This is a genomic window from Pseudomonas botevensis (assembly GCF_019145475.1).
Classification (GTDB): domain Bacteria; phylum Pseudomonadota; class Gammaproteobacteria; order Pseudomonadales; family Pseudomonadaceae; genus Aquipseudomonas; species Aquipseudomonas botevensis.
Genome location: NZ_JAHTKI010000022.1, coordinates 40,662 through 67,098 on the forward strand (window position 1 = coordinate 40,662; position 26,437 = coordinate 67,098).

Sequence of the window (26,437 nt, forward strand, 5' to 3'; positions counted from 1 at the left end):
CGCCGACACTTCGCCTGCCGATGTGTCGTGGATGATTTGCGTGAGTGGCGCGAAAAATCATCTAGCCTTTCCTGCATATGCGCAGGCAAGCCAGGACGTAGGCCGGCGGCGTTGTTACGTCTACTGTTCAGCCTGAGGTCACGCCATGGAAGAGCAATCCACTCCGACTTCGACCCATCGACCCAAGGTGTTGCTGGTCGATGACGAGGAACCGATCCTCAACAGTCTGCGTCGCCTGCTGCGGGGGCAGCCTTACGACGTGCTGCTGGCCACCAGCGGTGCACAGGCGCTGGAGCTGCTGGAGCAACACCCGGTCGATCTGGTGATGAGTGACGCGCGCATGCCCAACATGGACGGCGCCACGTTGCTGACTCATGTGCGTCAGCGTTACCCGCAGACGACGCGGATCATGCTCACCGGTTATGCCGATCCCACGGCGATCATCAAAGCCATCAACGACGGGCAGATAGATCGCTACATCAGCAAACCGTGGAATGACGAAGAACTGCTGCTGACCTTGCGCCAGGCGCTGGAGCATCAGCATCTGGAACGTGAGCGCGAGCGTCTGGAACGGTTGAACCGGGCACAGAACGATCAGCTCAAGTTGCTCAACAGCACCCTGGAAAAACACGTCGCCGCCCGCACCGCCGAATTGCAGCAGACCGCCGACATGCTCGATCTGGCCTATGAGGAACTCAAGCACAGCTATGTCACCGGCACCGAAGTGTTTTCGCTGCTGGCCAACCTGCGCCTGCCGCCGGCCAAACAGACCAACCGGCAAATCATCGAACTGGTCCGCGCCTACTGCAAGGCACACAGCCTCGATGAAGCCAGCAGCCGCGACCTGACCATGGCCGCCGCGCTGTACAACATCGGCAAGTTGAGCTGGCCGGACAACATGATGGTGACCCCGGCGGATCTGCTGCGACACACCGACCGTGATCTTTATCGCGATTATCCGAAGCAGAGCGAATCGTTGTTGATGACCCTCGACCCGATGAAGGATGCGGCGCGCTTGATCCTGCACCATCAGGAACGCTGGGACGGCAGCGGTTTCCCCGACCGGCTCAAGGGCGAGGCGATTCCGCTGGGGGCGCGGCTGTTGAAACTGGCGGTGGATTTCGTCGAGCTGCAATGCGGCCTGATCCTCGAACGGCACATGAACAGCGACGAAGCGCTGCTCTACCTGCGCCAGTACGCGGGCAAGCTCTACGACCCCGATCTGATCGAGGATTTCATCAAGGTCTGCGCGACGTTCCTCAGCGATGTCACGCTGGCCGATCCGACGGTTAAGGTGCTGTCCACCCGCGAGCTGGCGGCCGGGATGATCCTGGCGCGCAACCTCAATGCCGACAACGGCATGCTGCTGCTCAATGCCGGCAAGATTCTCAGCGGGCCGCTGGTGGACAAACTGATCGCCTTCGAAGCCATGGAAGGCGGCAAGTACAAGGTGTTCGTGAAGGTCCCGGAGGAGGTCCAGGCGCTGCTGGAAGCTCAGGGCTGATGGCGGTGCAGGTGACGTCGGCGGGGCGGGCATGGGATCCTTGCGGTTTTTCTCAAGGCCCGTGGCTGACCCATGACTTCTGCATCCGCCGTTACCGCCCGCATCATCCGCATCGCTGCCGCCCTGTTGATCGGCCCTGACGGCCGCACGCTGCTGGTGCGTAAGCGCGGCACCACGGCGTTCATGCAACCGGGCGGCAAGATCGAAACCGATGAGCTGCCGGTGCACGCACTGGCCCGGGAGCTGGAAGAAGAGTTGGGCCTGGTCATCGATCCTGTACACGCCACATTTCTTGGACAGTTTTGCGCCCCGGCCGCCAACGAGCCGGGATTTGTCGTGCAGGCGGACATTTTTCAACTGCGCATCGACGCCGATGTCTGTCCGGCCGCCGAAATCGAAGAAGTGATCTGGATCGATCCGGCCACCGATGGCGGGTTGGTTCTGGCCCCATTGACACGCGACCTGATCCTGCCGTTTTATCGAGCCTCGCTGACCGCTATCGCTTGATCATCCACGCACAGGACGCCGCCCATGATCCCGCTTCATGACTTGCTGATTTTCGCCGCCGCTGCGCTGCTGATGGTGCTGACGCCGGGGCCGAACATGATCTACCTGATCTCGCGCTCGATCTGTCAGGGGCGCAAGGCCGGAGTGACGTCGTTGCTGGGGGTGGTGGGCGGGTTTTTCGTCCACATGTTCGCCGCCGCTGCCGGTCTGACGGCGGTGTTTCTTGCGGTGCCGATGGCCTATGAAGTGTTGAAGTGGGCCGGCGCGCTGTACCTGCTGTGGCTGGCCTGGCAAGCGGTCAAGCCTGGCGCGCGCTCGCCCTTCGAGGCGCAGCAATTGCCGGCGGACTCCACGCGCAAACTGATCAGCATGGGCTTTCTCACCAGTGCGCTGAACCCGAAGATCGCGGTGTTCTATCTCTCGGTGTTCCCGCAGTTCATTTCGCCGGAACACGGCTCGGTGTTCAGTCAGAGCATCATGCTCGGCCTGACCCAGATCAGCGTCAGTTTCTCCGTCAACCTGTTGATTGCACTGTTCGCGGCGGGCATCGCCTCGTGGTTCGTCAACAACCCGACCTGGCTGGCGGCGCAGCGTTATTTCATGGGCTTCGTGCTGGGTGGCCTGGCCGTGCGCCTGATGTTCGAGCAACGCCGGATGGCCTGAACATGTGGATCGAACGCCTGGACGCCAGCCATGCGCTGGCCTACCGCGAGTTGATGCTAGAAGCCTACGACCGCCACCCGCAGGCGTTCACCTCCAGCGTGCGCGAGCGCGCGGCGATGCCGTTGAGCTGGTGGGAGTCACGCCTGACCGGCAAGCTCGATGTGGTTTTCGGCGCATTCGAGGCGGGTAGACTGGCCGGCATCGTCGGCCTGGCGTTCGAACCACGGGAGAAGGCCCGCCACAAAACCACCCTGTTCGGCATGTACGTGTCAGCCGAGTTTCGCCAGCACGGCCTGGGCCGGCAACTGGTACAGGCCGCTCTTGCCGAAGCGCAAACCCACCCGACCCTGAAAGTCATTCAACTGACCGTCACCGCCGGCAACGACCCCGCGTTCAATCTCTACCAGCGTTGCGGCTTCATCCAGTTCGGCCTGGAACCCCTGGCGGTGCGAGTGGGCGAAGACTATTTCGACAAGATCCACATGTGGCGTGAACTCTGACGATCACCGACCGACTCGCACAATCTTGTGCTGACCGTTGATCAGCGCACCGCGCTGACCCCGTCCAGCGTCGAGAACGAGGTGTCCTTGGCCGTCAGCAGGAAGTCGCGCATGTAGGGTGCGTCGAGCATGTCGGCGCGGATGGCGGCGTAGAGGGTTGCAAACAGGCCTTTCTCGCCCAGGCGCTTGGCTTTCACGTAACCGCGCGAGCTGTATTCATGCAGCGCCCAGTGCGGCATGCCGCACACGCCACGGCCGCTGGCGACCAGTTGCATCATCATCACCGTCAGTTCCGAAGTGCGGACCTGCGCCGGTTCGATGTCGGCCGGTTCCAGGAAGCGGGTGAAGATGTCCAGGCGGTCGCGTTCCACAGGGTAGGTGATCAGGGTTTCCGTCAGCAGGTCTTCCGGGACGATGTACGGCTTGCTCGCCAGCGCATGCTGGTTGGCCACCGCGAGCATCGCTTCGTAGGTGAACAGCGGCACGTAGGTGAGGCCGGCGATTTCCAGCGGATCGGAGGTCACCACCAGATCCAGGTCGCCCCGGGCCAGGGCCGGCAGCGGGGCGAAGGAGAAACCCGAGGCGAGGTCGAGTTCGACTTCCGGCCAGGCATCGCGGAACTGGTCGATGGTCGGCATCAGCCACTGAAAGCAGCTATGGCATTCGATCGCCATGTGCAGACGCCCGGCCGTACCGCCGGCCAGTCGGCTGATGTCGCGTTCGGCGGCGCGCAGCAGCGGCAGGGTGGCGTCGGCCAGTTGCAGCAGGCGCAGGCCGGCGCTGGTGAAGCGCACCGGTTTGGTCTTGCGCACGAACAGCGGCATGCCCATGCGTTCTTCCAGCTCCTTGAACTGGTGGGACAGCGCCGATTGGGTCAGGTGCAGGCGGTCGGCGGCATCGACCAGGCTGTCGGCTTCACGCAGGGCATGCAGGGTTTTCAGGTGACGGATCTCAAGCACCGCAGGCTCCATGAAGAAAATTTGTGGTGAGCAAAGGGATGTTGAGTTTGTCTCATGTTGCCTGGGCTGTCGAGGCCACAACCGACAGGAAAAGGGGAGCGATGTGATCGCTCCCCTTTTGGTTTCTATAGATTTTCGAAATGTGCGAGGACGACCGATTGCTTGCCGATGTCGGCGTAGGGCAGGGACGGGTCATCGGCGTGGGTCAGTGAACGGTGTTCGGGCAATTTCAGGTGGGCCTTTTCGAAATCGCGCAGGCCCGGTGAAGCCTTGGCGTAATGAAAGTGCGCGTACCACAGCAGCTCGGAGGGCGTTTTCGTCAGATCGTGGATCTCATATTCCTGAAGATAATCGCTGCGCCCGTCGCGACGTTTGCCCAGATTCTTCAACGGCCCGACCTTGCGGATCTGCACCGCGTTCTGTCCCATCAGGTCGGTGAGCATGCCGTCGGTAGGGTTTTTGCTCTGCAGCGATTGTTCGGTGCGCAGTTGCCGGCCCCGGCGGCGCAACTCACGCGCCTTGTCACGCAGAGAAGGGATCAGTTCCTGGCTGGCATCGATCTGTTGCAGCTGCTGGGCACGGCGAACCAGTTCGTCGGCCTCGCTGACCAGCATATGCTCCAGATCGACCGGCAACATGTCCTGGCGCGCGTAGCTATCGACCCTGGCCTCATAGGCTGGCAGCGACTCCAGGCGTTTGCGGGCTTCGGTGACCAGAACGGGCAGGTCGTTGTTCGTGAACGCCACGGTTGGCTTCGCTGGATTCTGCAGGCGAAAACCGCCGTTGCTGCCCTGTTCCCAGACTTCCTTCGAGCTGCTTTTGTCGGGCATATGAAATTGTCGGGACTGGGTCGCGGGTTCCCAATGTTCGACGCCGATCAGGGTTTGCCCGTCCTCGGTGGTGAACACCTTCTTGTGGATCGGCCCGCTGGTTTGCTGGATCGCCGGCTGCTTGAGCAGGTTGCGTGCGCGCTCGGCCATGCTTTCGATACCCGCGCGCAGGGCGGGCACGTTGTCCATGTGGAAATGTTGCGGATAGGTGGTGGTCCACACACGCATGTCACGCAGGAACTGCGCGTAAGTGTCCAGGCACTCTTGCAGGATCTGATTGCGTTGAGCGGTGGTCGTGTGCGTTTGCGGCAGGCTGTATTGCATGTAGAGGGTACGATCGACCTGGTCGCGCAGCGTGCTTTCCTGGCGGAAAAAGTAAAGCCAGGACGCTTCTTTGATGTGGTCATAGCTCTTGACCATATCCAGCAGGTTGCCGGTCTTGATGTAGAGCAGATTGCTCTCGCTCATCCGTGCGCTCAGGTAGTCGAATTCCGCTCTGAGGTTGGCCTTGTCGGCCGGCTGGCTGATGCGCTGATACCAGAGACGGAAATCGCCCATGAGGGTTTCGATGGTATCGAGCTGTCTCAGATTCTCCACGCGCAGCTTGCGGATTGCCGCCAGATGGCTCAGCCGTTCGGCCAGACTGTCTTGGGGCAGCAGGTCCAGACGTTGGAGAAGCGAGTCGATCTGGTCGAGCAGTGGATGAGTCTGGTGATTGGCGCAGTACACCAGAACCTGCAGGCGATCGGCGATTTTCCAGGCATCCTGGCTCATGCACTGGATCAACAGGCGCCGTTTGTTGCCCCGGCTCAGAGGCATCAACTCTCCCGCCAGCGCATAGCGGCGCATGGCAATTTCGATATCCCCCCGGCAAGTCTTTTCAACTGTCGGAAACAAGCTGATTTGCCGGGTGATGGTGGCTTCGTTGTACTGCTCCAGGACTTTACGACTGTGCGGGAGCTGCGCATCCATCTGCACGGCCAGCGAATTGATCTCCCGAGTCAGTTGCTGCTGACGGCGCAGATTGCGGTCAGCCCACCAGCGCGGCAGCCGCTCGCGAATCGCCAGCGGCCAGAGCGGGTCCAGTGCATTGGCCACATGCCCGAGCATATTGCCGCCACCCAGTCCGCCACCGTCGAACGTCGTACCGTGAACCGCGAAATGGGTGTCCCACTCGCCGTAGTCGTCCAGAGCGATCGGTTGCTTGTAGGTCCTCTGCGCGGTGCCGCTCAGGCGCCAGCCGCGGGAGTCCTGGCTGAGCTCTACCTCATAGATCCTGTCCTGCCGGCAGATGAAATTGCCCTCGGCGAGGCGGTAAACCTGACGGTACGCTCCGGCCGTTCCAGGTTGCATACCGGCCAGGTTGAGGCTTTTGGGATACTCGTAGCCTTCGAACACGGCTTCACGCAGCCGCGTTCTGTAATGGATCTGGGTCTGGTATTCCGATCTGTATTTAAAGGGCTGCATGACGTTGCCGGAGTCTGCCGGGTGTAAGACTCTTCTGACCGGAGGAATGGTTGGCAGAGGTGGAAGATGCAGTTCGGGTGTCGGCAGTTCAGGAGTCGGTATCCACACTTGCGGGCGTGAAGGCGGGCGTATCGGAAAACGGGATTCCTGGCCGACGGGGAAAGTGAAAGGCAGCGGGCTGTCCTGCTGACGTCTGTGAGTCTGAAGCATCGCGTGGAGGGCGTTGTCCATCACGGCGAGCAGGTTGTCCTGCGGACTGCCGCTCCTACTGCTCGAGCTTGAGCTTGGCGGTCGCGGGCTGTCTGTCCGTGCTGCGGTGCCACTGCCCGAATCGATCGGATTCAAGTCAGGTGAAAAGTGACCCTGCGGCGGTGTATCACCTCCGGGAGCCGGAGGAAAAATGCCGGTTGTACTGCCCGCATCCTGTCCTCCCTGCGGCCTGCGCCCCGACGGTCGCGCCCCGCCCGCACTTGCCCCTGGCAAGATATCCATGGCCGCATCGATCAGGCACAACAGCACCGACTCCAGCTCCGCCACGCCATCGCCAACCCGGCCGCGCAGGAAGGCGGCGGCGGCCTGGTTGGCGCTGGTCCAGGCGTCGTACAGGGCGATTGTAGTGCCGACGAAGGGCACCATGCCCAGGGCCATTTTCAGGTAGTTGAAGGCGCGCGGGCCGTTGAGCGCGTAGCGCTCCAGGTACAGCGCATCGTTGGAACGCGAGGTGCCGCGATGGGCCTCGATCAGCCGCCCCATGTGCACGTTGAGCAGGTGCGCGGCCAGAGTGGTGCTGGCCGGCCAGCGCGTGCCGACGCCGATCAAAGCGTTGAAGCGTTTTTCGCTGGCCTGGCCGATCCGCACTTCGTGGGCGCGGACGTTGCCCAGCAGCGCGCGGCCGGCAAGGTAACCGGCCCAGGTGTCCTGCGCGCACTGGTTGAACAGGCCGAGGCGGGCTTCTTCCAGGCTGGAATAGTGACGCAGGAAGCGGCCGTCGGGGCTGTCGGGCAGGTAAAGCAGGGTGATGCCGCTGGACGCTTGCTGGATGAAGGTCACGCCGGCCAGGGTCACCGGGCCGTCGTCCGGCGTGTCCTTGCCGCTGCTGTTGAGCGTTGCCGGCAGCAGGATGACGGACGAAGCCTCTGCACTCTGGCCATCGATGGCCGCATCGAAGATCCGCTGCTCGTCGGCGCTGATGTGCTGCTGCAAGCGCGCGTATTCGCCTTGCAGGCGCAGCATCAGGCCCCAGGGTTCGAGCAGGCATTCGCGGCGGTGCTGGTTGACGAACGGCGGATCGTCACTGGAGCCCATGAATACCTGACGGATCAGGGTTTCATAGGCCTTGGCCAGATCCAGCTCCGGCAGCACCCGGTTCAGGTACGCCTTGGTGATGCCGCGCACCAGCGTCTGGCGCTCGGCCTCGCTCGACGCCGTGGCTTCGACGCGCAGGAAACCCAGGCGCAACTGCATCGGTTCCAGGCTCATCGACGGCGTGTTGTCGAGGTTCTGCTGCGCCAGTTCCAGCAGCGCGATCTTGCTGCGGGTCTTGCTCGGCACCAGCACCAGTTTCACCGGCGTACCCGGCGCGCCGGGGGCGGGAACGGTGTGTTTTTCCGTGGCCACCGAGTCCGGCAGATCCAGCTGAATGTCGAACTCGCCCTTGAGCGAGAAATCCTTGCGCAGACGCTCGTGCAGGTGCTGACGGGTGAACGGCTCGCGCGGCGGCAGGGCGATTTCCAGCAGGGCGTGGCTGCGCTGCATGGCGCCGATGTAGTGCTCGATCAGTTGCTTGAGGGTGTTGCGCGTGCCCAGGGACAGGTTGCGCAGCCAGTCCGGCAGGTTGTCGGCGAGGGTGGCGCTGCGGCGCTGCTCTTGCAGATGGGCGAGGGCCAGTTGTCGGGCGCCGCTGACCGGCACTTGCAGGGCCGCGCGAAACCGCTGGCGCAGCGTTTCCAGTTGCTCGGCCAGTTGCGTCGCCTGCGCCGGTTCGCTGTAGCGCTGGCGCAGGCTGGCGAGTTGCTCGTCGAATTCGAAGGTCATTTCGTGCAGGGCGTGATGCAGCGGGTCGCCGCTGATGGGCGTCAGTTGCACGACGAGTTCGGCGTCCTGTGCATGGCGCTTGAACACCTCGCGTTCGAGGGCGCGGCGATTGGCGAAACGTTGCACGCCACCGCCGGCACCGGGCCAGATCAGCAGCAGGCTGTGGGGCGACTCGGGATCGTTCAGGGCGGTGGTTTCGGTGATGATCCAGGGGCCGTTGAGGGCGGTGCGGGTGCTGTTAGCCTGTTCGATGAGTGAGAGCGAGAGGCTGGCGGCGCAGGGGTTGCCAGTGGTTTTCTCGGTGATTTCTTCGGTGGTTGCGCTGGCGCCCTCGCGAGCAGGCTCGCTCTCACCGGGGAGCTGGAAAATGTGCTTGAGCGTTTGGTGTTCATCGTCGCTCAGTTGCTTGAGAGTGTGTTGCAGGTCGGCTTCGGCCAACAGGGCTTTTTTGTGCGCGCCATGCAGGGCGGTGAATTCGCGATTGAGGGTCACCAGGTCCAGCGCGCGCTCGCGGTACAGCAATTTGTACGCAGCAGCGTCGGCGTCGGCCTCGGCGCATTCCAGGGTCTGGAACCGTTGATCCAGTGTCTGCCGCTGTGCGGCGCTGGCGTGCTGCGACCAGTGTTCCAGCGCAGCCTGCTGGCGTGCCACGGCGGCCTTGCGCACCGGCCAGGGGATGTCGGCGTGCAAGGCGCCGAACCACAGCGGCTCATCATCAGTTGCCTCAGAAGGCGAATTGAAGGACGTCGGTGGCACGGCAAATACGCCGCCGACGCTGAGCTGGCGATCCAGCTGCCCGGCCTGATCCAGCACCTGCGCGCCATGTTCGGCCAGCCCCGGCCGGTTCGGCGTGGCACCGCGCAAGGCTGCCAGGCGTGCCTGTTGCCAATGGCTGAGCAGGTCGGTCATGCCCTGGGTCAGCGGCAACGCCCGGGGGCTGTACTCAAAACGCAAGTCGCTGGCGGGCAAGCCCTTGGGCACCAGACCCTGACGGCCCAGCCAGGCCTGCAAGTCGGCGCGTTTGGCGAAGGCCTGCAACGCCACGGCCTGCTTGGGCAGGTAGAGCAATTGCGCGCCGTTCTGCGAATCGCCGACGCTGATCACCCAGGCGTCGGGCAGCGTGACACGGGTGTCGTTGCTCAGCAGCAGGTCCACCCGCTCGGCGCGTACCGGTTGCCCGTCCAGTTGCGGGCTGGCGGACGTGTCGTCCATCAGCAGCCACAGCGGGCGCAACTGCTCGGCGCTCAGGGTGCGCTGCGCCAGTGCTACGTGAGCCGTGGCTTCCAGATGAATGCGATACAACTGACTGGCGCGCTCGCGGCGCGAGAGCGGTGTGCCCGGCGCGCGGCGATCCCAATGCGCATTCCAGCCCTGCTCCAGCGCCTGCTGCGGGTCGAGGTTGTGCAGACGGGTGAGCAATTGCAGCGGTGTGAGAGTGCTCAGTGGATGCTGTTTGCCCAGGCCGGTCACGACGCAGGGGCGATCGAGAGCGGCCGCCAGATTGGGGTGCTTATGGACAAAGGCCCAGGCCTGGGCGAGGCCAACGACCTGTTCGGGATGCAGCTCCGATGCACTGAAACGCAGGCCGATTTCCGGCTCGCCGAGGTCGAGTTGGCGCTCCAGCGCAGCGCTCAGCGCCCGTTGGGTGGACGGCACGCCGGCAAACAGTTCGCGCAGGCCGCTGCTGGCGTGGCGCCAACGTTCGAGAGCGGTGTGCAGCAGGCCGGCGTCGGTGTTTTCGGACAGGTGGGTGGCGGGCGGCCAGGCCCGTGAGGGGGGCGTGCGGGCATCGAGAAAAAAACGGTTGGGCATGATCAATACGTTCGTGGGGCGCGCGGGAAATCCGCGTGCGGAACGAGACATTGGAAGAAAACCGGGGGGCCGGCGGGTGTTACATAGTTATCACCGGTGCCGGCGCAATGACCGCTCGGCACTCTTCATCAAACTGTCACGTAACTGTGGCAGCGCGCTTGAACAAACTTCATCAGACTCGCGCTCTACTGGGGTTCTGCGTTTCGGTGTTTTTCATGTTCAAGGGATTTTCTGCAATCGCGGCTTTTCTGGTCGCGGTTTTTTGTGGTTCGCCGACGTTTGCGGCGACGCGTTGCGACGTCAATGTACCGACCGAACGGGTCGATCTGGAGCAGGTAAGCCTGGCCTACCAGAGCATCGGTCGTGCCTCTGATCCGGCGCTGTTGCTGGTGATGGGCCTGGGCGGGCAGTTGATTCACTGGCCGGACGAAGTGGTGGTCGCGCTGTGTCAGCAGGGCTTTCGGGTAATTCGCTATGACAACCGCGATGTCGGTCTGTCGACCTGGCGCCAGGCACCGGCCGAAGCCAACCTGACGTTCGAAGTGCTGCGCTACAAACTCGGCCTGCCGGTCGCGGCGCCGTACAGCCTGACCGACATGGCCGATGACGCCCTCGGGTTGATGGATGCGTTGCACATCGAGCAGTTCCACGTACTCGGCGCGAGCATGGGCGGCATGATCGCCCAGCATCTGGCGGCGATGGCCCCGCAGCGGGTCGAGAGCCTGACCCTGATCATGACCAGTTCCGGCGCCGAAGGTCTGCCGGCACCGAGCGCGGCGCTGGTGCAATTGCTGGCGCGCCGTGGCGCGCCGAATCGTGAAGTGGCGCTGGAGCAACAGGCCGATCTGCTGGCGGCGCTGGGCAGCCCGGCGGTCAGCGATGACCGGCAGGCCCTGCTGCATCAGGCGGCGCTGTCCTATGACCGGGCGTTCAATCCCGAGGGTGTGAAGCGGCAGATCATGGCGATCCTCGCCGAACCGAGCCGGGTGGCGTTGCTCAACCAGTTGCGGGTGCCGACGCTGGTGGTGCATGGCACGGCCGATCCGTTGCTGCCGGTGATGCACGGCGTGCATCTGGCGGCGCATATTCGTGGCAGTCAGCTGCGGCTGATTCCGGGGCTGGCCCACCGTTTCCAGGAGGCGTTCAAGGAACCGTTGCTGGCGGCGGTGTTGCCGTACCTGCAGCAGCATCGTGAAGACACGTCGCACTGGGCGCAGATCGAGCCGGTGGCGGGTGGCAACCTGTTGTAGCGGGTGGTTTTTGCGGTGGCTGTTCGTGCCTCTTCGCGGGCAAGCCCGCTCCCACATTGGCAGGAGTTGCCTTTGTAGGAGAGGGATGACCAAGACAGTTGCTCCCACATCGGTTGTGTTGCTTTTGTGGGAGCGGGCTTGCCCGCGAAGGGTTCAGCGCACGATCTTGTCGACGTGAATCCCCAGTTTTTTCAGGCGATACCAGAAGCTGCGCTCGGAGATGCCGATCAGTTGCGCGGCCGCGGCCTGAACCCCGTTGCTCTGGTGCAGGGCGGCGAGGATGTACGCCTTTTCGACCTCGGCGAGCGCGGCTTCCAGATCCGCCGGCACGCCGTTGATTTCGCTTAGCGGCGCGCTGCTGTCAGCGGTTTGCGCGGCGAACAGGTAGGCCGGCAGATCCTGTTCCTCGATGACCCCGGCGGAGGCGACGATGGTCGCGCGTTCCACGCAGTTCTGCAGTTCGCGGATATTGCCCGGCCATGAATAACGGGTCATGGCCTGCAACGCCTGCGGGCTGAAACCGGTGATGCGCTTGCCGGCGGCAGCGCCCAGGGTGTGGGCGAAATGCCGGGCCAGCGGGGCGATGTCCTCGACCCGTTCGCGCAAGGCCGGCAGCGGAATCGGGAACACATTCAGGCGGTAATACAGGTCTTCGCGAAACTCCTTGTTGGCCACCGCTTCCAGCAGGTTCTTGTTGGTCGCGGCGATGACTCGCACATCGACCTTGCGCTCGCGGGTATCGCCCACCGGTTCGATCACCCGCTCCTGCAAGGCACGCAGGATCTTCGCCTGCAAGGCCAGCGGCATCTCTCCGATTTCGTCGAGAAACAGGGTGCCCTTGTCGGCTTGCTGAAAGCGCCCGATGCGATCCGCCACGGCGCCGGTGAACGCGCCTTTGCGATGCCCGAACATTTCACTTTCGAGCAAGCCTTCGGGGATCGCCGCGCAGTTGACCGCGACGAAGGGTTTGTCGGCGCGGTTGCCGTGTTTGTGGATGGCCCGGGCGACCATTTCCTTGCCGGTGCCGCTTTCGCCGCTGAGCAGCACGGTGGCGGCGCTTTCCCGCACCGAATCCACGGCCTGGAGCACACTGCGAAAGCTCGGGCTGTCGCCGATCAGGCTGTCGATCTGCGCCTGCTCGTCGAGTTCGGCGCGCAGGCGCTGGTTGTCCTTGAGGATGTCGCGAAATTGCAGGGCCTTGCTGACGGTGATGTCCAGTTCGTCGATGTCGAACGGCTTGGCGATGTAGTCGAAGGCGCCGTTGCGCATCGATTGCACGGCGTTTTTCACCGTGCTGTAGGCGGTCATGACAATCACCGGCACCTGCGGGTAGCGGTTTTTGACTTCCGCCAGCAGTTGCGGGCCGTCCATGCCGGGCATGCGCCAGTCGCTGATGATCAGGTCGATGTCTTCGGACTCCAGCACTTTGAGCGCATGCAGGCCGTTGCCGGCGGTGAACACCGCAATGCCGTTCTGACTCAGGGCCGAAGCCAGCAGATCGCAGAGCTTGGGCTCGTCATCGACCACCAGTACGTTATGCGTCATCGCTGCCCTCATCGAGTTCTTCACCGTTGGCCGGAATGTACAGGCTGAAGGTAGCCCCGGCATCTTTTTCACTGATGCATTCGATGCGCCCGTCATGGTTTTCCATGATCGAGTACACCTTGGCCAGGCCCAGCCCGGTGCCGGAGGCCTTGGTGGTGACGAACGGCGTGAAGATCCGTTCGAGCATGTCCGGCTCGATGCCCTGGCCAGTGTCGCTGACGCTGATCACCGTGTAGTCCTGATCGCTGCTGATGCCCAGGGTCAGGCGGCCGCCGTCGGGCATGGCGTCGATGGCGTTGACGATCAGGTTGAGGCCCGCCTGCTTGAGTTGCCGCGCGTCGGCATACAGAGTCGCGGCGGGGGCGCGGTCGTCGATCTGCACATCGATGTTGTGGCTGCTCAGCTCCGGTGCGCAGAAACCCGCCAGTTCCTCCACCAGCGGTCGCGCCAGTAGGGTCGAACGCAGCGGGGCGCTGGGTTTGGCGAAGTCGAGAAACTCGGTGATCAGGTCGTTGATGCGGCTGACCTCGCTGACCACGTACTCGAGGTGACGCTTGTCATTTTCCGGCAGGTCGGCGCGCCGGTGCAGCAGTTGCGTGGCGGTCTTGATGATGCCCAGCGGGTTGCGGATTTCATGGGCCAGGCCCATCGCGACTTCGCCCAGCGCGTGCAGGCGGTCGCGGCGCCGCAGTTGCGATTCCAGGTGCTGCAATTCGCCCAGGCGTTCGCTCATGTGGTTGAACGTGCTGCTCAGTTCCGCCAGTTCATCGCCGCCGGTCACCGGCAGACGCTGGCGATAGTCCCCGGCGATCACCGCCTGCACGCCTTTGGACAGGCCGCGCAACGGTTTGGTCAGGCGCTGCGACACCAGCCAGCCCACGGCCAGCGAAGCCGCCGAACTGAGCAGGAAAATCAGGATGAACAGGTTGCTCTGGTTCACCAGCCCGACCAGCGTGGAGTGGCGCAGCAAGCCGCTGAAAACCACGCCTTGCAACTCGCCGCTTTCATTGAGGATCGGTCGATAGATGCCGCTGTAGCGACTGGTTGACTGCTCGATGGGTTGCTGGGTGGTACGCAGCAGTTGTTCGATGTTTTTCGGTACGGCCGCCGGGTGATCCTCGAAGCGCTGGGTGGAAAAAATTTCCGACAGGTTGCCGTCTTTGGCCAGATACAAACGCAGATCCAGCGAATGCACATCGGCAACGCTGGTCAGAAAGCTTTCATCCAGATAGGTGCCCACCACCAGTTTGTAGTCGACACCTTCCTGCTCGGTGGCAAAGGTCGAGACCACGGTGCCGGTGCTGACGCCGCCGACCTGAAGCGTCTGCAACACTGCTTTGGGCGCCAGGCTGATCTGCCGCACGATGTCGTCGGCGGCGGTACTGAACACCACTTTGTGATCGCTGTCGCGTACCAGCGCCACCACGTCGATACCCATGGAGTCGGCGATGTCGGCGGTGAGTTTGTCATGCCGGGTGCTCGCCCGATCCGTGGGCGGACGGGTATAGCGCAGGAACAACTGCGCGACCCGGGCGTTGTCCCGGAGGATTTCGCTGATCTCGTCCTCGACGATCTTGGTCGACTCCTGCAGCCAGATCCGCACGTTGCTGTCGAAAATCTGCGACAGGGTCGTGGCGGCCAGCTCGGCGGCAATCATGGTGGGAATCACGCTGACCAGCCAGAACGCCAACACCAGCTTGCGTTGCAGGCTCCAGCCGGAGAGGGCGAAGGGTCGGGCGGTGGCGCGGCGGTCGTTGATCATCATGCTCGCTTATTGCTGTTCGCTGATTGCAGCCGCCATGGCCGGATCGGTTCGATCCGGGCGGATGAACACTTTCACCAGCCGCAGCAGGCGATCGAATACAGGGTTGCGGTGACGGAAAAACACGGTGTTGCCGACAAACGAGCAACCCAGGCGCAGCTTACTGGCATACCCCGCCTGACCGCACGCGTAGAGTGCAATGCCGTGTTCAATACAGTAGCCGACATTGGCCAGCCAGCTGCGCATGTACAGATGGTGATCGCGGGTACGGGCCAGGTCATGGGCGAAGAATTTGTCGACCATCCGATGTCCGTCCAGCAACACCAGGTTGAACGCCACCAGTTCGTCCTCGACCCAATACAGCGCGCACGCAGCGCGTTCATCGAGGTGTTCGAGCACTTCATGAAAGTAGCCGTGGGGCAAGCGTTCGAAGGTCAGGTCGCTGCGTGCCAGGGTCGCCTCGTAGAGCTGCATCATGCGCGGCAACAGCTCGTGTACCGAGCGTCGCCACTCGATGCGCGGGCCGGGTTTGCGCAAGGTGCGACGCAAGTCCTTGCGGGTGGACTTGCCGAGGCTGCCCAGATAAGCGTCCACCGAACCGAAGGTGATCGGCAGTTCGGCACCGGGCAGGCCAGGCATGCTTTGCAGTCCGGCCTGACGGCACGCCGCCAGCCATTGCGGGTTGCGATGACTGGCGTCCTTGACCGCCAGCAGGCCGATTCCGGCCCGGTCGGCATCCTCGCGGGCCAGTTCCAGCAGGCGAACGAACAACGACGGCAAGCGGGCCGGATCGAGGTGCGGTGCCGTGCCGACATGGCATTGCTCGGCGACTGGCGATCCGAGTGCGTACAGATGAATGTCGAACATCCCCGGCCACCAGCGGCGCAACCGTTCGCTGATGCGCTTGGCCGGGCCTTGCAGGGTGGTATCGAGGGAATAGGCGGTGGTGAATGCCACCGCCGCCGCGATCAACTGGTCGTCCTCGTAGAGCGTCAGGTAGCGCCAGGCAAATCCGGCGATACCGGCACGTTCGACGGCGCGATAGTAGGCCCAGTCTTCCAGTTCATCGGGAAAGCAGGCGTTCCATGCAGCGCGGTCAATCGCTTCGATGGTTGCAAGGGTTCGGGCCGTGATCACATCGCTTCCTTAAAGGGTTCTCGTCGTGCAATCGGTTTACGCCAGTTGTCGGTATTCCTGAGCCGGCAGGGAATGGCTGACGGAGGGCACCGCCGCCCGATGGTTTTCGATGAAGTCCACGCTCAACTCCACGACACGCCGGTATTGCAGGTCGACCGTGATCATGTGATAGCAGTCGTCGAGCAGAATCTTCACCACGTCGCCGCCGAGCTTGCGTTCCACGTAGTCGGCGTTCCAGCGGCTGGTGATGTCGTCCTCGATGGAGTGCAGGACCAGCGCCGGGGTGGTGATGGACGGCATGCGTTTCTTCACCACGGCGTTCATGCGGTGCAGTTCGCGCACGGTCACGCCCTCCATGGTCAGCAGACCGGCCTGACTGCTCTGGCCTTCTTTCATCTGCCGTTCGACGATGGCGCGCAAACGTTCGTTCTTGATGCCGTAGGGTGGTTTTTCCTCGAAGCGACAGATGTGTACGCCGAACGGAATCCTCATCAACAGCGGCGTAAGGAACGCCAGTTTGTGGATGCTCCAGCCGTCGTACTTGAGGGTCGTGGAATACATCAGCAACCCGGCCACTTGCCCCGGATGTTCGGACGCCACGTACATCGACATCACCGCCCCCATGGACAGGCCACCGACGAACACTTTCGAGTGATGACGGCGGATGTCGACGAAGGTCTTGCGCACCCCCTCGTACCAGTCGCGCCAACCGGTGGCTTGCAGATCGGCGTTGTTCCCGCAGTGCCCGGCCAGGGTCGGCACATAGACCGTACACCCGGCCTTGGCCAGGCCCACGGCCACCCGACGCAACTCCGTCGGGGTGCCGGTGAGGCCGTGGATCAACAACACCGCGACCTCCCCTGAGCCGAGAACGAAACCGGCGTCGCCTTCGCCCAGATCGATCCCGTGCTCGTTCATCGCTTCATCGCCCGGTGCAGCAGACGGTCGAGCAGGGCCAGGCCGAGGTCAATTTCCGGATAGCTGATTTCCAGCGATGGCGCGAGGGTGATGACGTTCTTGTAGTAGCCGCCGACGTCGAGGATCAGGCCCAGGCGCTTGCCGTCGATCTCGATGTCGCCCTTCATGCCTTCCTCGACCATGAAGTCCAGAGTGGCCTTGTCCGGGGTGAAGCCATCCGGCGCGCAGATTTCGCAACGCAGCGCCAGGCCCAGACCGTCGACGTCGCCGATGATCGGGTAGCGTTTTTTCAGGTCTTGCAGGCCTTCGAGGAAGTATTTGCCCTTGGCCATGACCATCGCGCCGTAGTCGACTTCGCTGGTCATCTTGAACATTTCCAGGCCCACGGCGGTGCCCAGCGGGTTGGAGGCGAAGGTGGAGTGGGTCGAGCCTGGCGGGAAGACTTTCGGGTTGATCAGCTCTTCCTTGGCCCAGATGCCGCCCAGTGGGTTGAGGCCGTTGGTCAGGGCTTTACCGAAGACGATCACGTCCGGTTTGACGTCGAAGTGTTCGATCGACCACAGCTTGCCGGTGCGATAGAAACCCATCTGGATTTCGTCGACGACCAGCAAAATGCCGTGCTGGTCCAGCACATGCTTGAGTTCGCTGTAGAAGTTCATCGGCGGAATCACGTAGCCGCCGGTGCCCTGGATCGGCTCGACGTAGAACGCGGCGTATTCACTGGCGCCGACCTTCGGGTCCCACACACCGTTGTATTCGGTCTCGAACAGGCGGGCGAACTGCTGCACGCAGTAACTGCCGTATTCTTCCTTGGTCATGCCTTTCGGGCCACGGAAGTGGTACGGGAACGGGATGAACTGCGCGCGCTCGCCGAAGTGGCCGTAGCGGCGGCGATAGCGGTAGCTGGAGGTGATCGACGAGGCGCCGAGGGTACGGCCGTGATAACCGCCCTCGAAGGCGAACATCAGGCTTTTGCCGTTGCTGGCGTTGCGCACCACTTTCAGCGAGTCCTCGATGGACTGCGAGCCGCCGACGTTGAAATGCACCCGGCCGTCGAGGCCGAACTTGTTCTTGGCGTCGACCGCGATCATTTCCGACAGCTCGATCTTGCCCTTGTGCAGGTATTGGCTGGCGATCTGCGGCAGGGTGTCGATCTGTTGCTTCAGGGCATTGTTCAGGCGTGGGTTGGCGTAGCCGAAGTTGACTGCCGAGTACCACATTTGCAGGTCCAGGTAGGCCTGGTCTTCGGTGTCCCAGACGTAGGAGCCTTCGCAGCGGCTGAAGATGCGCGGCGGCTCGATGTAGTGGACGGTGTCGCCGTAGGAGCAGTACTTGGCTTCTTTTTCCAGAAGGATCTGGTCTTCGGCTGTCGCGATGCGGATATCAGACATGGTGCAGGGTTTCCTGTGTTTCAGAAGTGGATTCGGTGATGAAACGCACGGCGTTGGCCGCGCGGGCCAGCGGCAACCGGGCCAGCAGCGCCGGCAGTTCGGCGAAGCTGTCGAAACGGGCGTAAGGGATGGCGTTGCGTTCGCAGTGTTCGGCCAGACGGCCCTTGGCGAAAACGAAGTCGGCGGTGGCGGCCACGCACATGTCGGACTGGCCGTCGCCAATCACCAGCACGCGTTTGCTCGACGGCGTGGACTTGCATTTGCAGTTGCCGGAGGCCGCGCGGCAGGCGTCGCTGGCGTAGGGGAAATCGATGCGCCATTTGTCGTGATCGACCTGACGCAGGCGGTTGGCGAGGATCGGCAGCAGGGTCACGTAGTTGCGTGCCAGGATTCGCGCGATGCCTTGCTCGATGCCGTCGCTGACCACTTCAACGGTGGCGCCGAGGCCGATCACGTGGTCGACGAAGTCGGGGAAGTCCGGATCGATCTCGACGCTGTCGAAGAACGCCAGCAGTTGCGAAGGCGTGGCCTGGATCAGCGCGAGCTGGCGGCTGAGGCATTCACGCGAGCCGATGGTGCCTTGCAGCCATTCGTTTTCGATCGCCTCCCAGCTCGGGTCGGCGAAGCGTTCCAGGATGCTGTCGATTACGTCGGTACGGGTGATGGTCCCGTCGAAGTCACACACGATATGCCAGTCAATCATCTGCGTTACCTGTTGCGTCGGTGCAGTTGTCGGGATGCGCGGTCAGCGCCTGGCAGGGGAGGGAGCAGGGACTATGCCAAGTCGGCGAGGCCCGGTAATGGCGGGGGCGAGCGGGGTTTTCGCGAAACGGAGCTACAATTTTTGTAGCTTGCTACAAACAACATGAGTGCTTGCGCGAAGGGTCTTATCCGGGGATTGATGCGCGCAGGTTTGCAAAAGGAATGACCTCATGACGCGCAACACGCTGGCTGTATTGATCGCATTGACCTGCCTGTCCGGGGCCGCCCGTGCCGACGGCATCACCGGTGAGGCCGGCGTGGGGCTGGGTTATCAGCCTCACGATCCGACCGGCAGCCGCTACGAAACGCGGCCGCTTCCGTATCTCGATCTGGACTGGGGGGACGTCAGCCTCAGTACCGATGACGGCCTGACCTGGAGCGCCCTGAAAAGCAATGGTTTCAGCGCCGGGCCGTATCTCAATTACCTGCCCGGACGCACGGCCAACGGTGAGTTGCGCGGCCTGCGTGACGTGCCGGACATGGCCGAGGCCGGCGGCTTCGTGCAATACGCCCCGGCCGATTTCTGGCGGGTGTTCGCCTCGGTCGGCCAGGCCGTGGGCGGTGGCAGTGGCCAGGGCGGGGTATTCGGCCGGGTCGGCGGCGAGATCGGTTATCCACTGGGCGGCGGGGTGATCGGCAGCAGCAACCTGACCGCGCATTTTGCGGATGCCCAAGGCACTCAGACCTTCTTCGGCGTCAGTGATCGCGAGGCGCAGGATTCCGGTATCCGCGCCTACAACGCCGGAGGCGGTTTGCAGAACATGACCCTGACTCAGAGCTTCGAGATTCCCCTGGCGCCACACTGGTCGCTGGTCACCAGCGCGAGCTGGATTCACCTGACCCGTTCGGCGGCGGACAGCAGCATTGTCAAAGCAGTGGGCGACACCAATCAGGGCGAGGTACAGGCCGCCATCGCCTACAAGTTCGACTGATCCCGGCCTGCCTTCCTGCGCCCGGATTGTCGGGCCAGGGGAATCTGGTCTGAGGTTTGCAAACAGCCGTGTCGAACCCATTCCCTCAGGATGTTCTTCATGGCTCGTCCCGTTTACCGTCTGCTGGCCCATTCCTTGTGGGACCTGATTCCCATTGCCCTGGGCCTGGCCCATTTTGCCTTTGTGCTGTGGCTGGTTTGTGCCTTCCACGGGCTGTCCTGGTGGGCCTTCGTGCCGTTGGCGCTGGGCTATGCGATCAGCCTGTCGTGGAGCATCAACAGCATTTCCCACAATCAGATCCACAACGCCTATTTCACTCCGGCGTGGCTGAACCGTGGGTTTGATCTGCTGTTGTCGGTGACCATCGGTTTTTCGCAAACCCTGTATCGCGATATCCACAACCGCCATCACCGGGGCAACTCGGATCTGCCGGATGCGGATGGCAAAACCGTTGATCCGCTGTCGATTTATCAGCGGGGCAAGGACGGACAACCGGAGAATCCCTGGGCCTACACCTTTCTGAGTTTTTTCCGTGACGATCCCAAGCCCATTTACACCGAGATGCGCCGCAAACGCCCGAAGGACGCACGCTGGGTGCAGGTGGAAATCTATGTGACGGTGGCGTTTTATCTGCTGCTGGCGGTTTACGACTGGCAAGCAGTGCTGGTGTTGTTGCCGTTCTGGTATCTGGGCCAGGCGCTGTCGTCGCTCAACGGTTATTACGAACACTTCGGCGGCAACCCGGACCTGCCCATCGCCTGGGGCGTCAGCGCCTACAGCCCGCTGTACAACCTGCTGTGGATGAACAACGGCTACCACGCCGAACACCATTACCGGCCGAAAATGCACTGGACCCGGGTCAAGGCGTTTCATCGGCAGATCGCCCAGGAACAGCGCGAGGCGGGGGTCAAGGAGATTCCGCTGGCCCACGGGCTGGGCTTTCTGCTGACTCACCGCAAACGAGACAACTGAGGGCGTTGGCGTGAGCTGCCGCCACCGGCGGCAGCTCACCTGAGCGGTGTCAGTTCTCTTCGCCCTCGGCCAGCAGGGCAATGCCGGCCATGATGACGGCCACGCCGACCCAGTGCAGCAGACTGATCTGCTCGCCCAGCCCCAGCCACGATCCCAGCAGCACGCCGACAAAAACCAGCGAACTCAGGGGAAAGGCCAGCGACAGACTGCTGCGCCGCAGGATCAGCATCCAGACGAAGAACGCACCGACGTAGCAGGCGATCGCCACCCAGACACCCGGCGTCAGGACGATGTCTTGCAGCCATTGCAGGCTGAAATCCATCTGCCCCAGGTGATCGCCCCCGACCTTGCTGGCGATCTGTCCGCCACTTTCCAGAATAATCAGCAGCGCCCAGAGCACGACGGTGCCCAGACGTCCGTGGAGCCATTGCATCGAGTCTTTTCCTTGCAGCGTCATGGGCGATTCAGACATGGCCGACACACACGAGCATCACGCCCGCCGTAATCACCAAGGTTCCCAGCCAGCGCCGGCGGCTGACGGTTTCGCCCAGCACCACTTTGCCCGCCAGCACCACGCCGCAATAGGCCAGCGCGGCGGCGGGAAACAGCAGGCTCAACGGCGCCCGCGAGAGGGCGCCGAGCCAGACGAAAAACTCGATCACATAGGCGCCGATCCCGCACCACAACAACGGCGCATTGAACACCTGGCCCCAGAACACCTGGAGGCGGAAGTCGCCGTCCAGTTGCGGCAGGCGATCCAGGCCGAGCTTGAAACAGAGCTGGCCGATGACGTCCAGAACAATGGACAGGGCCACCAGCACGATCACGGTGAAGGTCATGGAAACAGCTCCTCGAACAGCTCGATCAAGGCCTGATTGGTCGCGGCATTGCGCAGGAGATCGGCGTCACTCCAGCGCTCGGCGGGCGGCTGATCGGTCCTGGCCTCCCAGCGTTTGAACAGGTTGCTGAAGGCCGGGCGGGCGTATTCGCCGCAGATGTCGATCCCCAGCACACGCTTGTTCGCCGCCAGCGCGCGCAAGGCCTGGAGCATGTGGCTCAGGCGCATGCCGCCCTGATCCCAATTGGTGGCGGCGTCTTCGCTGGCCAGCACGTCCTTGTCGATGGTGATCCACACCGCATCGGTCGGCAGGCCGGCAATCATGTTGTCCAGGAACAGCGCCCAGTCCAGCGTGGACAGGTTGTGCCAGTGCAGCATGTTTTCCTGCTGCTCATGCCCGGCGCCATCGCCGATCCGTCCCCAGACCTTGGAGGGTGGGTGCTGCCACGGGAACAACTGCAGGACCCCACGCTTGAGTGCGCTCAGGTTGCCGCCCTTCAGTTGCGGATTTTGCAGGTCGTCGCTGCACGGGCCGAGGGTCACGATGCGGCGGATGTTCGGCAGCTTCAGCGCCTGATTGACCCAGGAGCCGCAATGCCGCCGGGGAGCGAAGCGCACCCAGTCCGGATGATTGTCGAAATGAATGAGGCTGACCGGCTCGGGCAGGTCAGTGAGAAAGGCCGGGGTCAGGTGGTGATAGTCACCGGAGCCGACGAAGAAGATTTCCGGCGCAGGTCCCGTGTGCCGGGGCCGTTGCTGCAAGCGTTCGGCGAACCGCCGCCAGGTGCGTTCGCTGGACCAGAGGCGCAGTTTCGGGCCGAGGTCGAGCAGGTCGAGGCGTCTGGCGCGGCCGCTGTCGAGCAGGCGCGCAATCGGCGCCTGGGCAGTCAGGCTGTGATCGAGATCGAGAATGTTCAAGGTCGCTATTCACCCTTGGCAGACCCATCCAGACACCGGCCTCATCCATCATGAGGGCCGGCCGGGCGGGCTTTGCCGGGTAAATGCAAGGGACGGGCCAGCGCTGTTTCAGGCGTGCAGGCGAACCCAGAGCGTGACCAGCACGGTCGCGGCGATCAGCCACGCCACCACCGCCACGGCCAGTGATGCCTCCAGGCGCAGGCGATCGAGCATCACGTAGAGGGTCGCCAGGTAGATGAAGTACGGAATGATCGACCACATGCCGAACACGATGGTGGCTTTCAGGTCATCCAGCGAGCGGCCCTTGCCGACGATGTAGTGGGCAATCAGGGCGAACGTCGGAAACAACGGCACCAGCCCGGCGATGTAATAGTTCTTGGTTTTCGACAGCGCCGCGAGGATCACCACCACCGCCGCGCCCAGTGCCGCTTTCAGAATCAGATCCACGTCGTTCTCGCTTAATGGCTCAGGCCGTACTTTTTCACTTTGTCGAACAGCGTGGTCTTGGCCATGCCCAGTTCCTGGCTGGCCTGGGTCAGGTTGCCGCCGCTGCGCTGCAAGGCATCGCCGAGCAGATTGCGCTCGAAGGCTTCCACCGCTTCGGCGAATGCCAGGCCCTGACCACCACCGCTCGCGCCGGACTTCTTGAACGCCGGCAGGCCGAGGGCGAAGCGTTCGGCGACGTTGCGCAGTTCACGCACGTTGCCCGGCCAGTCGTGGCTCATCAGGTTCGACAGGGTCTGGTTGTCCAGTTCGGGAGCCGTGCGGTCAAAACGCAGGGCCGATTGCTGGGTGAAGTGTTCGAACAGTTGCAGGATGTCTTCGCGGCGCTCGCGCAGCGGCGGCAGTTCCAGCGTCACCACGTTGAGGCGGTAATACAGGTCGCTGCGAAACTCCCCGGCCTTGCTCGATTCGTCGAGGTCGGATTTGGTCGCGGCGATCACCCGGCAATCCACCGCCACGCTCTGGTTCGAGCCGAGGCGTTCGAGGGTGCGTTCCTGCAACACCCGCAGCAGTTTGATCTGCAGGGGCAGGGGCATGCTTTCCACTTCGTCGAGAAACAGCGTGCCGCCGTCGGCGTGTTCGATCTTGCCGATCCGCCGCTTGCCAGCGCCGGTGAAGGCGTTGGCCTCGTGGCCGAAGATTTCGCTTTCGAAGAGGTTTTCCGGCAGGCCGCCGCAGTTCAGCGCAACAAACTGTTTGCCGTGCCGGCGGCTGAAGTCGTGCAGGCAGCGCGCGACCAGTTCCTTGCCGGTGCCGGTTTCACCTTCGATCAACACGTTGGCCGAGGTGTCGGCGACGTTGGCGATCAGTTCGCGCAGGTTTTGCATGGCCGGCGAGCGGCCGATGATCCGTCCCTCAAGCGAGTCGCGCTCGGCCAGTTGTCGGCGCAGCGACGAGACTTCCCGCGCCAGGCCGCGTTGCTCCAGGGCACGGCGGGCGACGTCCACCAGACGCTCCGGGGAGAACGGTTTCTCCATGAAGTCGTAGGCGCCTTTCTGCATCGCGCCGACCGCCATCGAGATGTCGCCGTGGCCGGTAATCAGCACCACTGGCAGGCTGCGATCCCGCGCCTTGAGCCGGCTCAGCAGCTCCAGGCCATCGATGCCGGGCAGACGGATGTCGCTGATGACAATGCCGGCGAAGTCCTCGCCGACCCGCTCCAGCGCTTCTTCGGCACTGCCGACGCCGATGCAGGGAATGTCTTCCAGGGTCAGCGCCTGCTGGCAACCGAGCAGGACATGAGGATCGTCTTCGACGATCAGCACACTAAGGTCGTTGTTCATATCGGCTCGGCAGGAGTAGGGCTTACCAACGGCAAACTGAGGACGAAGGTGGTGCCGCCGCTGGCCGGGTGTTCGACACCCAGATGGCCGCCAGTGGCGGCAGCGAGGCTGGCGGACAGGGTCAGGCCGAGGCCCAGGCCCTGCTCGCCGGGTTTGGTGGTGAAGAACGGTTCGAACAGATGCTTGCGCGCCTCGGCGTCGATGCCGTGGCCGTTGTCGCGCACCCGCAGGCGATATTTGCCGTCGAATTCCTCGCCTTCCAGCCACAGTTCCGGCAGCGGTTGCGCCTGCATGGCGTCGAGGGCGTTGCCGATCAGGTTGAGCAGAATCTGTTCGAGGCGGGTCTGGTCGATCTGCACCTGCACGTCGTCGAACTGCCGATGCAATTGCAGCGCTGTATTTTCCAGGCGCGCGCCGAGCACTTGCAGCGCCGCATCCACCGCTTTGCCGAGGCTGGCACGGCCCTTGTCATCGCCACGCCGGGCGAAGGCGCGCAGGCTGGCGGTGATCCGGCCCATGCGGTCGATCAGGTCGTTGATGGTTTTCAGGTTGGTGCTGGCGACATCGAGCTGGCCGCGTTCGAGGAAGCGAATGGTGTTGCCGGACAGGGTGCGCATCGCCGCCAGCGGCTGATTCAGTTCGTGGGCAATGCTGGTGGACATCTGCCCGATGGCGGCGAGTTTGCCGGCCTGGACCAACTCGTCCTGGGCGCGGCGCAGGGTTTCCTCGGCCTGGCGCCGTTCGCGGATCTGGCTCTTGAGCCGATCGTTGCTGGCGCGCAGGTCGGCGGTGCGTTCGGTAATCCGACGCTCCAGTTGATTGTTGGCTTCCTGCAACGCTTCGCGGGCGGCGAGGCGGGTGGCAATCACTTTACGGCGCTCGTTCCAGGCGATCAGCAGGAACGCCACCAGAGCGAAGGCCACGGCCACCAGAATGCCCTGGTTGATCGCTTCGCGGCGCAAGTCCTGCAACGGTGTCAGCAGGGTGAAGTTCCACTGCGTGTCGCTCAGCGGTCGGGTTTGCGCCAGGTAACTGATGTCTTCTTCATCGGCCTTTACTTCGCTATTGGCCGGGAAGGTGAGCTTTTCCACGCCTTCGGCCAGGGTTTCCCGGGCCAGCGGTTGCAGTTCGTTGAGCGGGAACCAGTAGTACTGGAGGCTGCGGGCGAGTTTTTCCTTGATTGCATCGCTCAGCGGCACCACTGATTTCAGGCGCCGGGCCGGATCGCTGGAAAGAATGATGATGCCGTTCTCATCGCTGACGAACGCTTCAAGACGCGCCCGCTGCCAGCGTTCTTCCATGGCCTCCAGCCGCACCTTGACCACTGCGACGCCGATGATCTTGCCGTGTTCTTCCAGGCCGTGGGCCAGGTAGTAGCCGGGTTCGCCGCTGGTGCTGCCAATGCCGTAGAAGCGTCCGGGCTGACCGCGTACGGCGTTCTGGAAATAGGCGCGGAACGACAGGTCTTCACCGAGGTAGCTGTCGACATCGCGCCAGTTGCTGGTGGCCACGACGCGGCCGGTGGTGTCCATGACGTAAATGGCCCGGCTGCGGCTGCGCCGGTTCAGGCCATCCAGGTATTCGTTGACCGTTTGCCGGTGTTCGGCGCTCGGATCGTCCAGCAGCTGCGAAACGCTCGATTCGAGCTCCAGCAGGCTGGGCAGGTAGGTGTATTTGCTGATTTCGCTTTCGACGGCGCGGGCGTGCAGTTCCAGCTGACGCTGGCCGTTTTCGCCGAGGCTGCGGATGCCGAAGTGTTCACTGGTCCAGAAGCCGACGTAACCCAGTCCGATCATCAGGGCGATGATCAGCGGCGGCAGGAACAAATGGCGGATCAGACGGGGTTTCACGGCAAGTGATGGCGTGGTTGCGCGATAAAGAGTGGGGTCGCATTTCATCACAGATGCCTTGGGTCAACCACAACACAAATCTACTGGCTTCATCTATCC

Annotated in this window: 21 protein-coding genes; 7 read left to right on the plus strand and 14 right to left on the minus strand. The window is 63.1% G+C overall.

Annotated features, from left to right (window positions below; all coding sequences use genetic code 11):
* Nucleotides 1-145: 145 nt before the first annotated feature.
* The 4 genes from KVQ74_RS23285 (at nucleotide 146) to KVQ74_RS23300 (ending at nucleotide 3,174) form a co-directional block, all read left to right on the plus strand.
* Nucleotides 146-1,504, plus strand: coding sequence for an HD domain-containing phosphohydrolase (locus KVQ74_RS23285; RefSeq protein WP_217833726.1), 1,359 nt, complete (start codon nucleotides 146-148; stop codon nucleotides 1,502-1,504).
* Between the two features lie 72 nt (nucleotides 1,505-1,576).
* Nucleotides 1,577-2,011 carry an NUDIX hydrolase gene (locus tag KVQ74_RS23290; RefSeq protein ID WP_217833727.1) on the plus strand — a complete coding sequence of 145 codons (435 nt, stop codon included), beginning with the start codon at nucleotides 1,577-1,579 and terminating at the stop codon, nucleotides 2,009-2,011.
* Between the two features lie 24 nt (nucleotides 2,012-2,035).
* Nucleotides 2,036-2,674 carry a LysE family translocator gene (locus tag KVQ74_RS23295; RefSeq protein ID WP_217833728.1) on the plus strand — a complete coding sequence of 213 codons (639 nt, stop codon included), beginning with the start codon at nucleotides 2,036-2,038 and terminating at the stop codon, nucleotides 2,672-2,674.
* 2 nt (nucleotides 2,675-2,676) lie between these two features.
* Nucleotides 2,677-3,174 (plus strand): GNAT family N-acetyltransferase, encoded by a 498-nt coding sequence (locus tag KVQ74_RS23300; RefSeq protein ID WP_217833729.1) that lies wholly within the window; start codon nucleotides 2,677-2,679, stop codon nucleotides 3,172-3,174.
* 41 nt (nucleotides 3,175-3,215) lie between these two features.
* Here KVQ74_RS23300 and metR read toward each other — a convergent pair whose 3' ends face one another.
* A complete protein-coding gene (gene metR, locus KVQ74_RS23305) occupies nucleotides 3,216-4,133 on the minus strand; it encodes a transcriptional regulator MetR (RefSeq protein ID WP_217833730.1) in 918 nt (305 codons plus the stop codon).
* A gap of 125 nt (nucleotides 4,134-4,258) precedes the next feature.
* Complete coding sequence (locus tag KVQ74_RS23310; protein ID WP_217833731.1) at nucleotides 4,259-10,276, minus strand: dermonecrotic toxin domain-containing protein; 6,018 nt, start codon at nucleotides 10,274-10,276, stop codon at nucleotides 4,259-4,261.
* A gap of 215 nt (nucleotides 10,277-10,491) precedes the next feature.
* On the opposite strand from KVQ74_RS23310, the gene KVQ74_RS23315 reads away from it, so the two are divergent.
* Nucleotides 10,492-11,526 (plus strand): alpha/beta fold hydrolase, encoded by a 1,035-nt coding sequence (locus KVQ74_RS23315; protein WP_217833732.1) that lies wholly within the window; start codon nucleotides 10,492-10,494, stop codon nucleotides 11,524-11,526.
* A gap of 153 nt (nucleotides 11,527-11,679) precedes the next feature.
* Here the strand turns inward: KVQ74_RS23315 and KVQ74_RS23320 are convergent, their stop codons facing one another.
* From KVQ74_RS23320 to KVQ74_RS23345, 6 genes are read right to left on the minus strand one after another with little or no spacing between them, the layout of a single operon-like run.
* On the minus strand, nucleotides 11,680-13,071 hold the full coding sequence (locus tag KVQ74_RS23320; RefSeq protein ID WP_217833733.1) for a sigma-54-dependent transcriptional regulator: 1,392 nt from the start codon (nucleotides 13,069-13,071) through the stop codon (nucleotides 11,680-11,682).
* Complete coding sequence (locus KVQ74_RS23325; RefSeq protein ID WP_217833800.1) at nucleotides 13,061-14,833, minus strand: sensor histidine kinase; 1,773 nt, start codon at nucleotides 14,831-14,833, stop codon at nucleotides 13,061-13,063. Before KVQ74_RS23325 ends, KVQ74_RS23320 begins: the two co-directional genes overlap by 11 nt.
* 9 nt (nucleotides 14,834-14,842) lie before the next feature.
* Nucleotides 14,843-15,970: a GNAT family N-acetyltransferase gene (locus KVQ74_RS23330; RefSeq protein ID WP_217833734.1), complete on the minus strand. Its 1,128-nt coding sequence runs from the start codon at nucleotides 15,968-15,970 to the stop codon at nucleotides 14,843-14,845.
* A gap of 36 nt (nucleotides 15,971-16,006) precedes the next feature.
* Nucleotides 16,007-16,888, minus strand: a complete 882-nt coding sequence (locus KVQ74_RS23335) for an alpha/beta hydrolase (RefSeq protein WP_217833735.1) — start codon at nucleotides 16,886-16,888, stop codon at nucleotides 16,007-16,009.
* Nucleotides 16,885-18,279: an aspartate aminotransferase family protein gene (locus KVQ74_RS23340; protein WP_217833736.1), complete on the minus strand. Its 1,395-nt coding sequence runs from the start codon at nucleotides 18,277-18,279 to the stop codon at nucleotides 16,885-16,887. The genes KVQ74_RS23335 and KVQ74_RS23340 overlap by 4 nt, the downstream gene beginning before the upstream one ends.
* Nucleotides 18,272-18,982 carry an HAD-IB family phosphatase gene (locus KVQ74_RS23345; protein WP_217833737.1) on the minus strand — a complete coding sequence of 237 codons (711 nt, stop codon included), beginning with the start codon at nucleotides 18,980-18,982 and terminating at the stop codon, nucleotides 18,272-18,274. Before KVQ74_RS23345 ends, KVQ74_RS23340 begins: the two co-directional genes overlap by 8 nt.
* 229 nt (nucleotides 18,983-19,211) lie before the next feature.
* Between KVQ74_RS23345 and KVQ74_RS23350 the strand changes: the two genes are divergently transcribed.
* Both KVQ74_RS23350 and KVQ74_RS23355 read left to right on the plus strand, forming a co-directional pair.
* Entirely contained in the window at nucleotides 19,212-19,973 is a 762-nt protein-coding gene (locus KVQ74_RS23350) for a MipA/OmpV family protein (protein WP_217833738.1), read from the plus strand.
* Between the two features lie 99 nt (nucleotides 19,974-20,072).
* Nucleotides 20,073-20,945 carry a fatty acid desaturase family protein gene (locus KVQ74_RS23355; RefSeq protein WP_217833739.1) on the plus strand — a complete coding sequence of 291 codons (873 nt, stop codon included), beginning with the start codon at nucleotides 20,073-20,075 and terminating at the stop codon, nucleotides 20,943-20,945.
* A 49-nt stretch (nucleotides 20,946-20,994) separates the two neighbouring features.
* On the opposite strand, the gene KVQ74_RS23360 is transcribed toward KVQ74_RS23355, so the two are convergent.
* From KVQ74_RS23360 to KVQ74_RS23385, 6 genes are all read right to left on the minus strand, one after another.
* Nucleotides 20,995-21,378: an EamA family transporter gene (locus KVQ74_RS23360; protein ID WP_404822728.1), complete on the minus strand. Its 384-nt coding sequence runs from the start codon at nucleotides 21,376-21,378 to the stop codon at nucleotides 20,995-20,997.
* A gap of 31 nt (nucleotides 21,379-21,409) precedes the next feature.
* Nucleotides 21,410-21,784, minus strand: a complete 375-nt coding sequence (locus KVQ74_RS23365) for a DMT family transporter (protein ID WP_217833741.1) — start codon at nucleotides 21,782-21,784, stop codon at nucleotides 21,410-21,412.
* Nucleotides 21,781-22,701, minus strand: a complete 921-nt coding sequence (locus KVQ74_RS23370; RefSeq protein ID WP_217833742.1) for an arginase family protein — start codon at nucleotides 22,699-22,701, stop codon at nucleotides 21,781-21,783. The genes KVQ74_RS23365 and KVQ74_RS23370 overlap by 4 nt, the downstream gene beginning before the upstream one ends.
* Nucleotides 22,702-22,809: 108 nt before the next feature.
* Complete coding sequence (locus tag KVQ74_RS23375; RefSeq protein ID WP_217833801.1) at nucleotides 22,810-23,139, minus strand: GlpM family protein; 330 nt, start codon at nucleotides 23,137-23,139, stop codon at nucleotides 22,810-22,812.
* Nucleotides 23,140-23,159: 20 nt separating this feature from the next.
* The gene (locus KVQ74_RS23380; RefSeq protein ID WP_217833743.1) at nucleotides 23,160-24,488 is read right to left on the minus strand and encodes a two-component response regulator AauR; all 1,329 of its coding nucleotides are present in this window, start codon (nucleotides 24,486-24,488) and stop codon (nucleotides 23,160-23,162) included.
* Entirely contained in the window at nucleotides 24,485-26,386 is a 1,902-nt protein-coding gene (locus tag KVQ74_RS23385; protein WP_217833744.1) for a two-component sensor histidine kinase AauS, read from the minus strand. The genes KVQ74_RS23380 and KVQ74_RS23385 overlap by 4 nt, the downstream gene beginning before the upstream one ends.
* Nucleotides 26,387-26,437: the final 51 nt, after the last annotated feature.

Coding starts and splice junctions, on each gene's coding strand:
- KVQ74_RS23300 (WP_217833729.1), top strand. CDS start 2,677: ATGTGGATCGAACGCCTGGACGCCAGCCATGCGCTGGCCTACCGCGAG.
- KVQ74_RS23365 (WP_217833741.1), bottom strand. CDS start 21,784: ATGACCTTCACCGTGATCGTGCTGGTGGCCCTGTCCATTGTTCTGGAC.
- KVQ74_RS23345 (WP_217833737.1), bottom strand. CDS start 18,982: ATGATTGACTGGCATATCGTGTGTGACTTCGACGGGACCATCACCCGT.
- KVQ74_RS23340 (WP_217833736.1), bottom strand. CDS start 18,279: ATGTCTGATATCCGCATCGCGACAGCCGAAGACCAGATCCTTCTGGAA.
- KVQ74_RS23325 (WP_217833800.1), bottom strand. CDS start 14,833: ATGATCAACGACCGCCGCGCCACCGCCCGACCCTTCGCCCTCTCCGGC.
- KVQ74_RS23315 (WP_217833732.1), top strand. CDS start 10,492: ATGTTCAAGGGATTTTCTGCAATCGCGGCTTTTCTGGTCGCGGTTTTT.
- KVQ74_RS23385 (WP_217833744.1), bottom strand. CDS start 26,386: ATGAAATGCGACCCCACTCTTTATCGCGCAACCACGCCATCACTTGCC.
- KVQ74_RS23285 (WP_217833726.1), top strand. CDS start 146: ATGGAAGAGCAATCCACTCCGACTTCGACCCATCGACCCAAGGTGTTG.
- KVQ74_RS23290 (WP_217833727.1), top strand. CDS start 1,577: ATGACTTCTGCATCCGCCGTTACCGCCCGCATCATCCGCATCGCTGCC.
- KVQ74_RS23380 (WP_217833743.1), bottom strand. CDS start 24,488: ATGAACAACGACCTTAGTGTGCTGATCGTCGAAGACGATCCTCATGTC.
- KVQ74_RS23360 (WP_404822728.1), bottom strand. CDS start 21,378: ATGCAATGGCTCCACGGACGTCTGGGCACCGTCGTGCTCTGGGCGCTG.
- KVQ74_RS23310 (WP_217833731.1), bottom strand. CDS start 10,276: ATGCCCAACCGTTTTTTTCTCGATGCCCGCACGCCCCCCTCACGGGCC.
- KVQ74_RS23320 (WP_217833733.1), bottom strand. CDS start 13,071: ATGACGCATAACGTACTGGTGGTCGATGACGAGCCCAAGCTCTGCGAT.
- KVQ74_RS23295 (WP_217833728.1), top strand. CDS start 2,036: ATGATCCCGCTTCATGACTTGCTGATTTTCGCCGCCGCTGCGCTGCTG.
- KVQ74_RS23355 (WP_217833739.1), top strand. CDS start 20,073: ATGGCTCGTCCCGTTTACCGTCTGCTGGCCCATTCCTTGTGGGACCTG.
- KVQ74_RS23350 (WP_217833738.1), top strand. CDS start 19,212: ATGACGCGCAACACGCTGGCTGTATTGATCGCATTGACCTGCCTGTCC.
- KVQ74_RS23335 (WP_217833735.1), bottom strand. CDS start 16,888: ATGAACGAGCACGGGATCGATCTGGGCGAAGGCGACGCCGGTTTCGTT.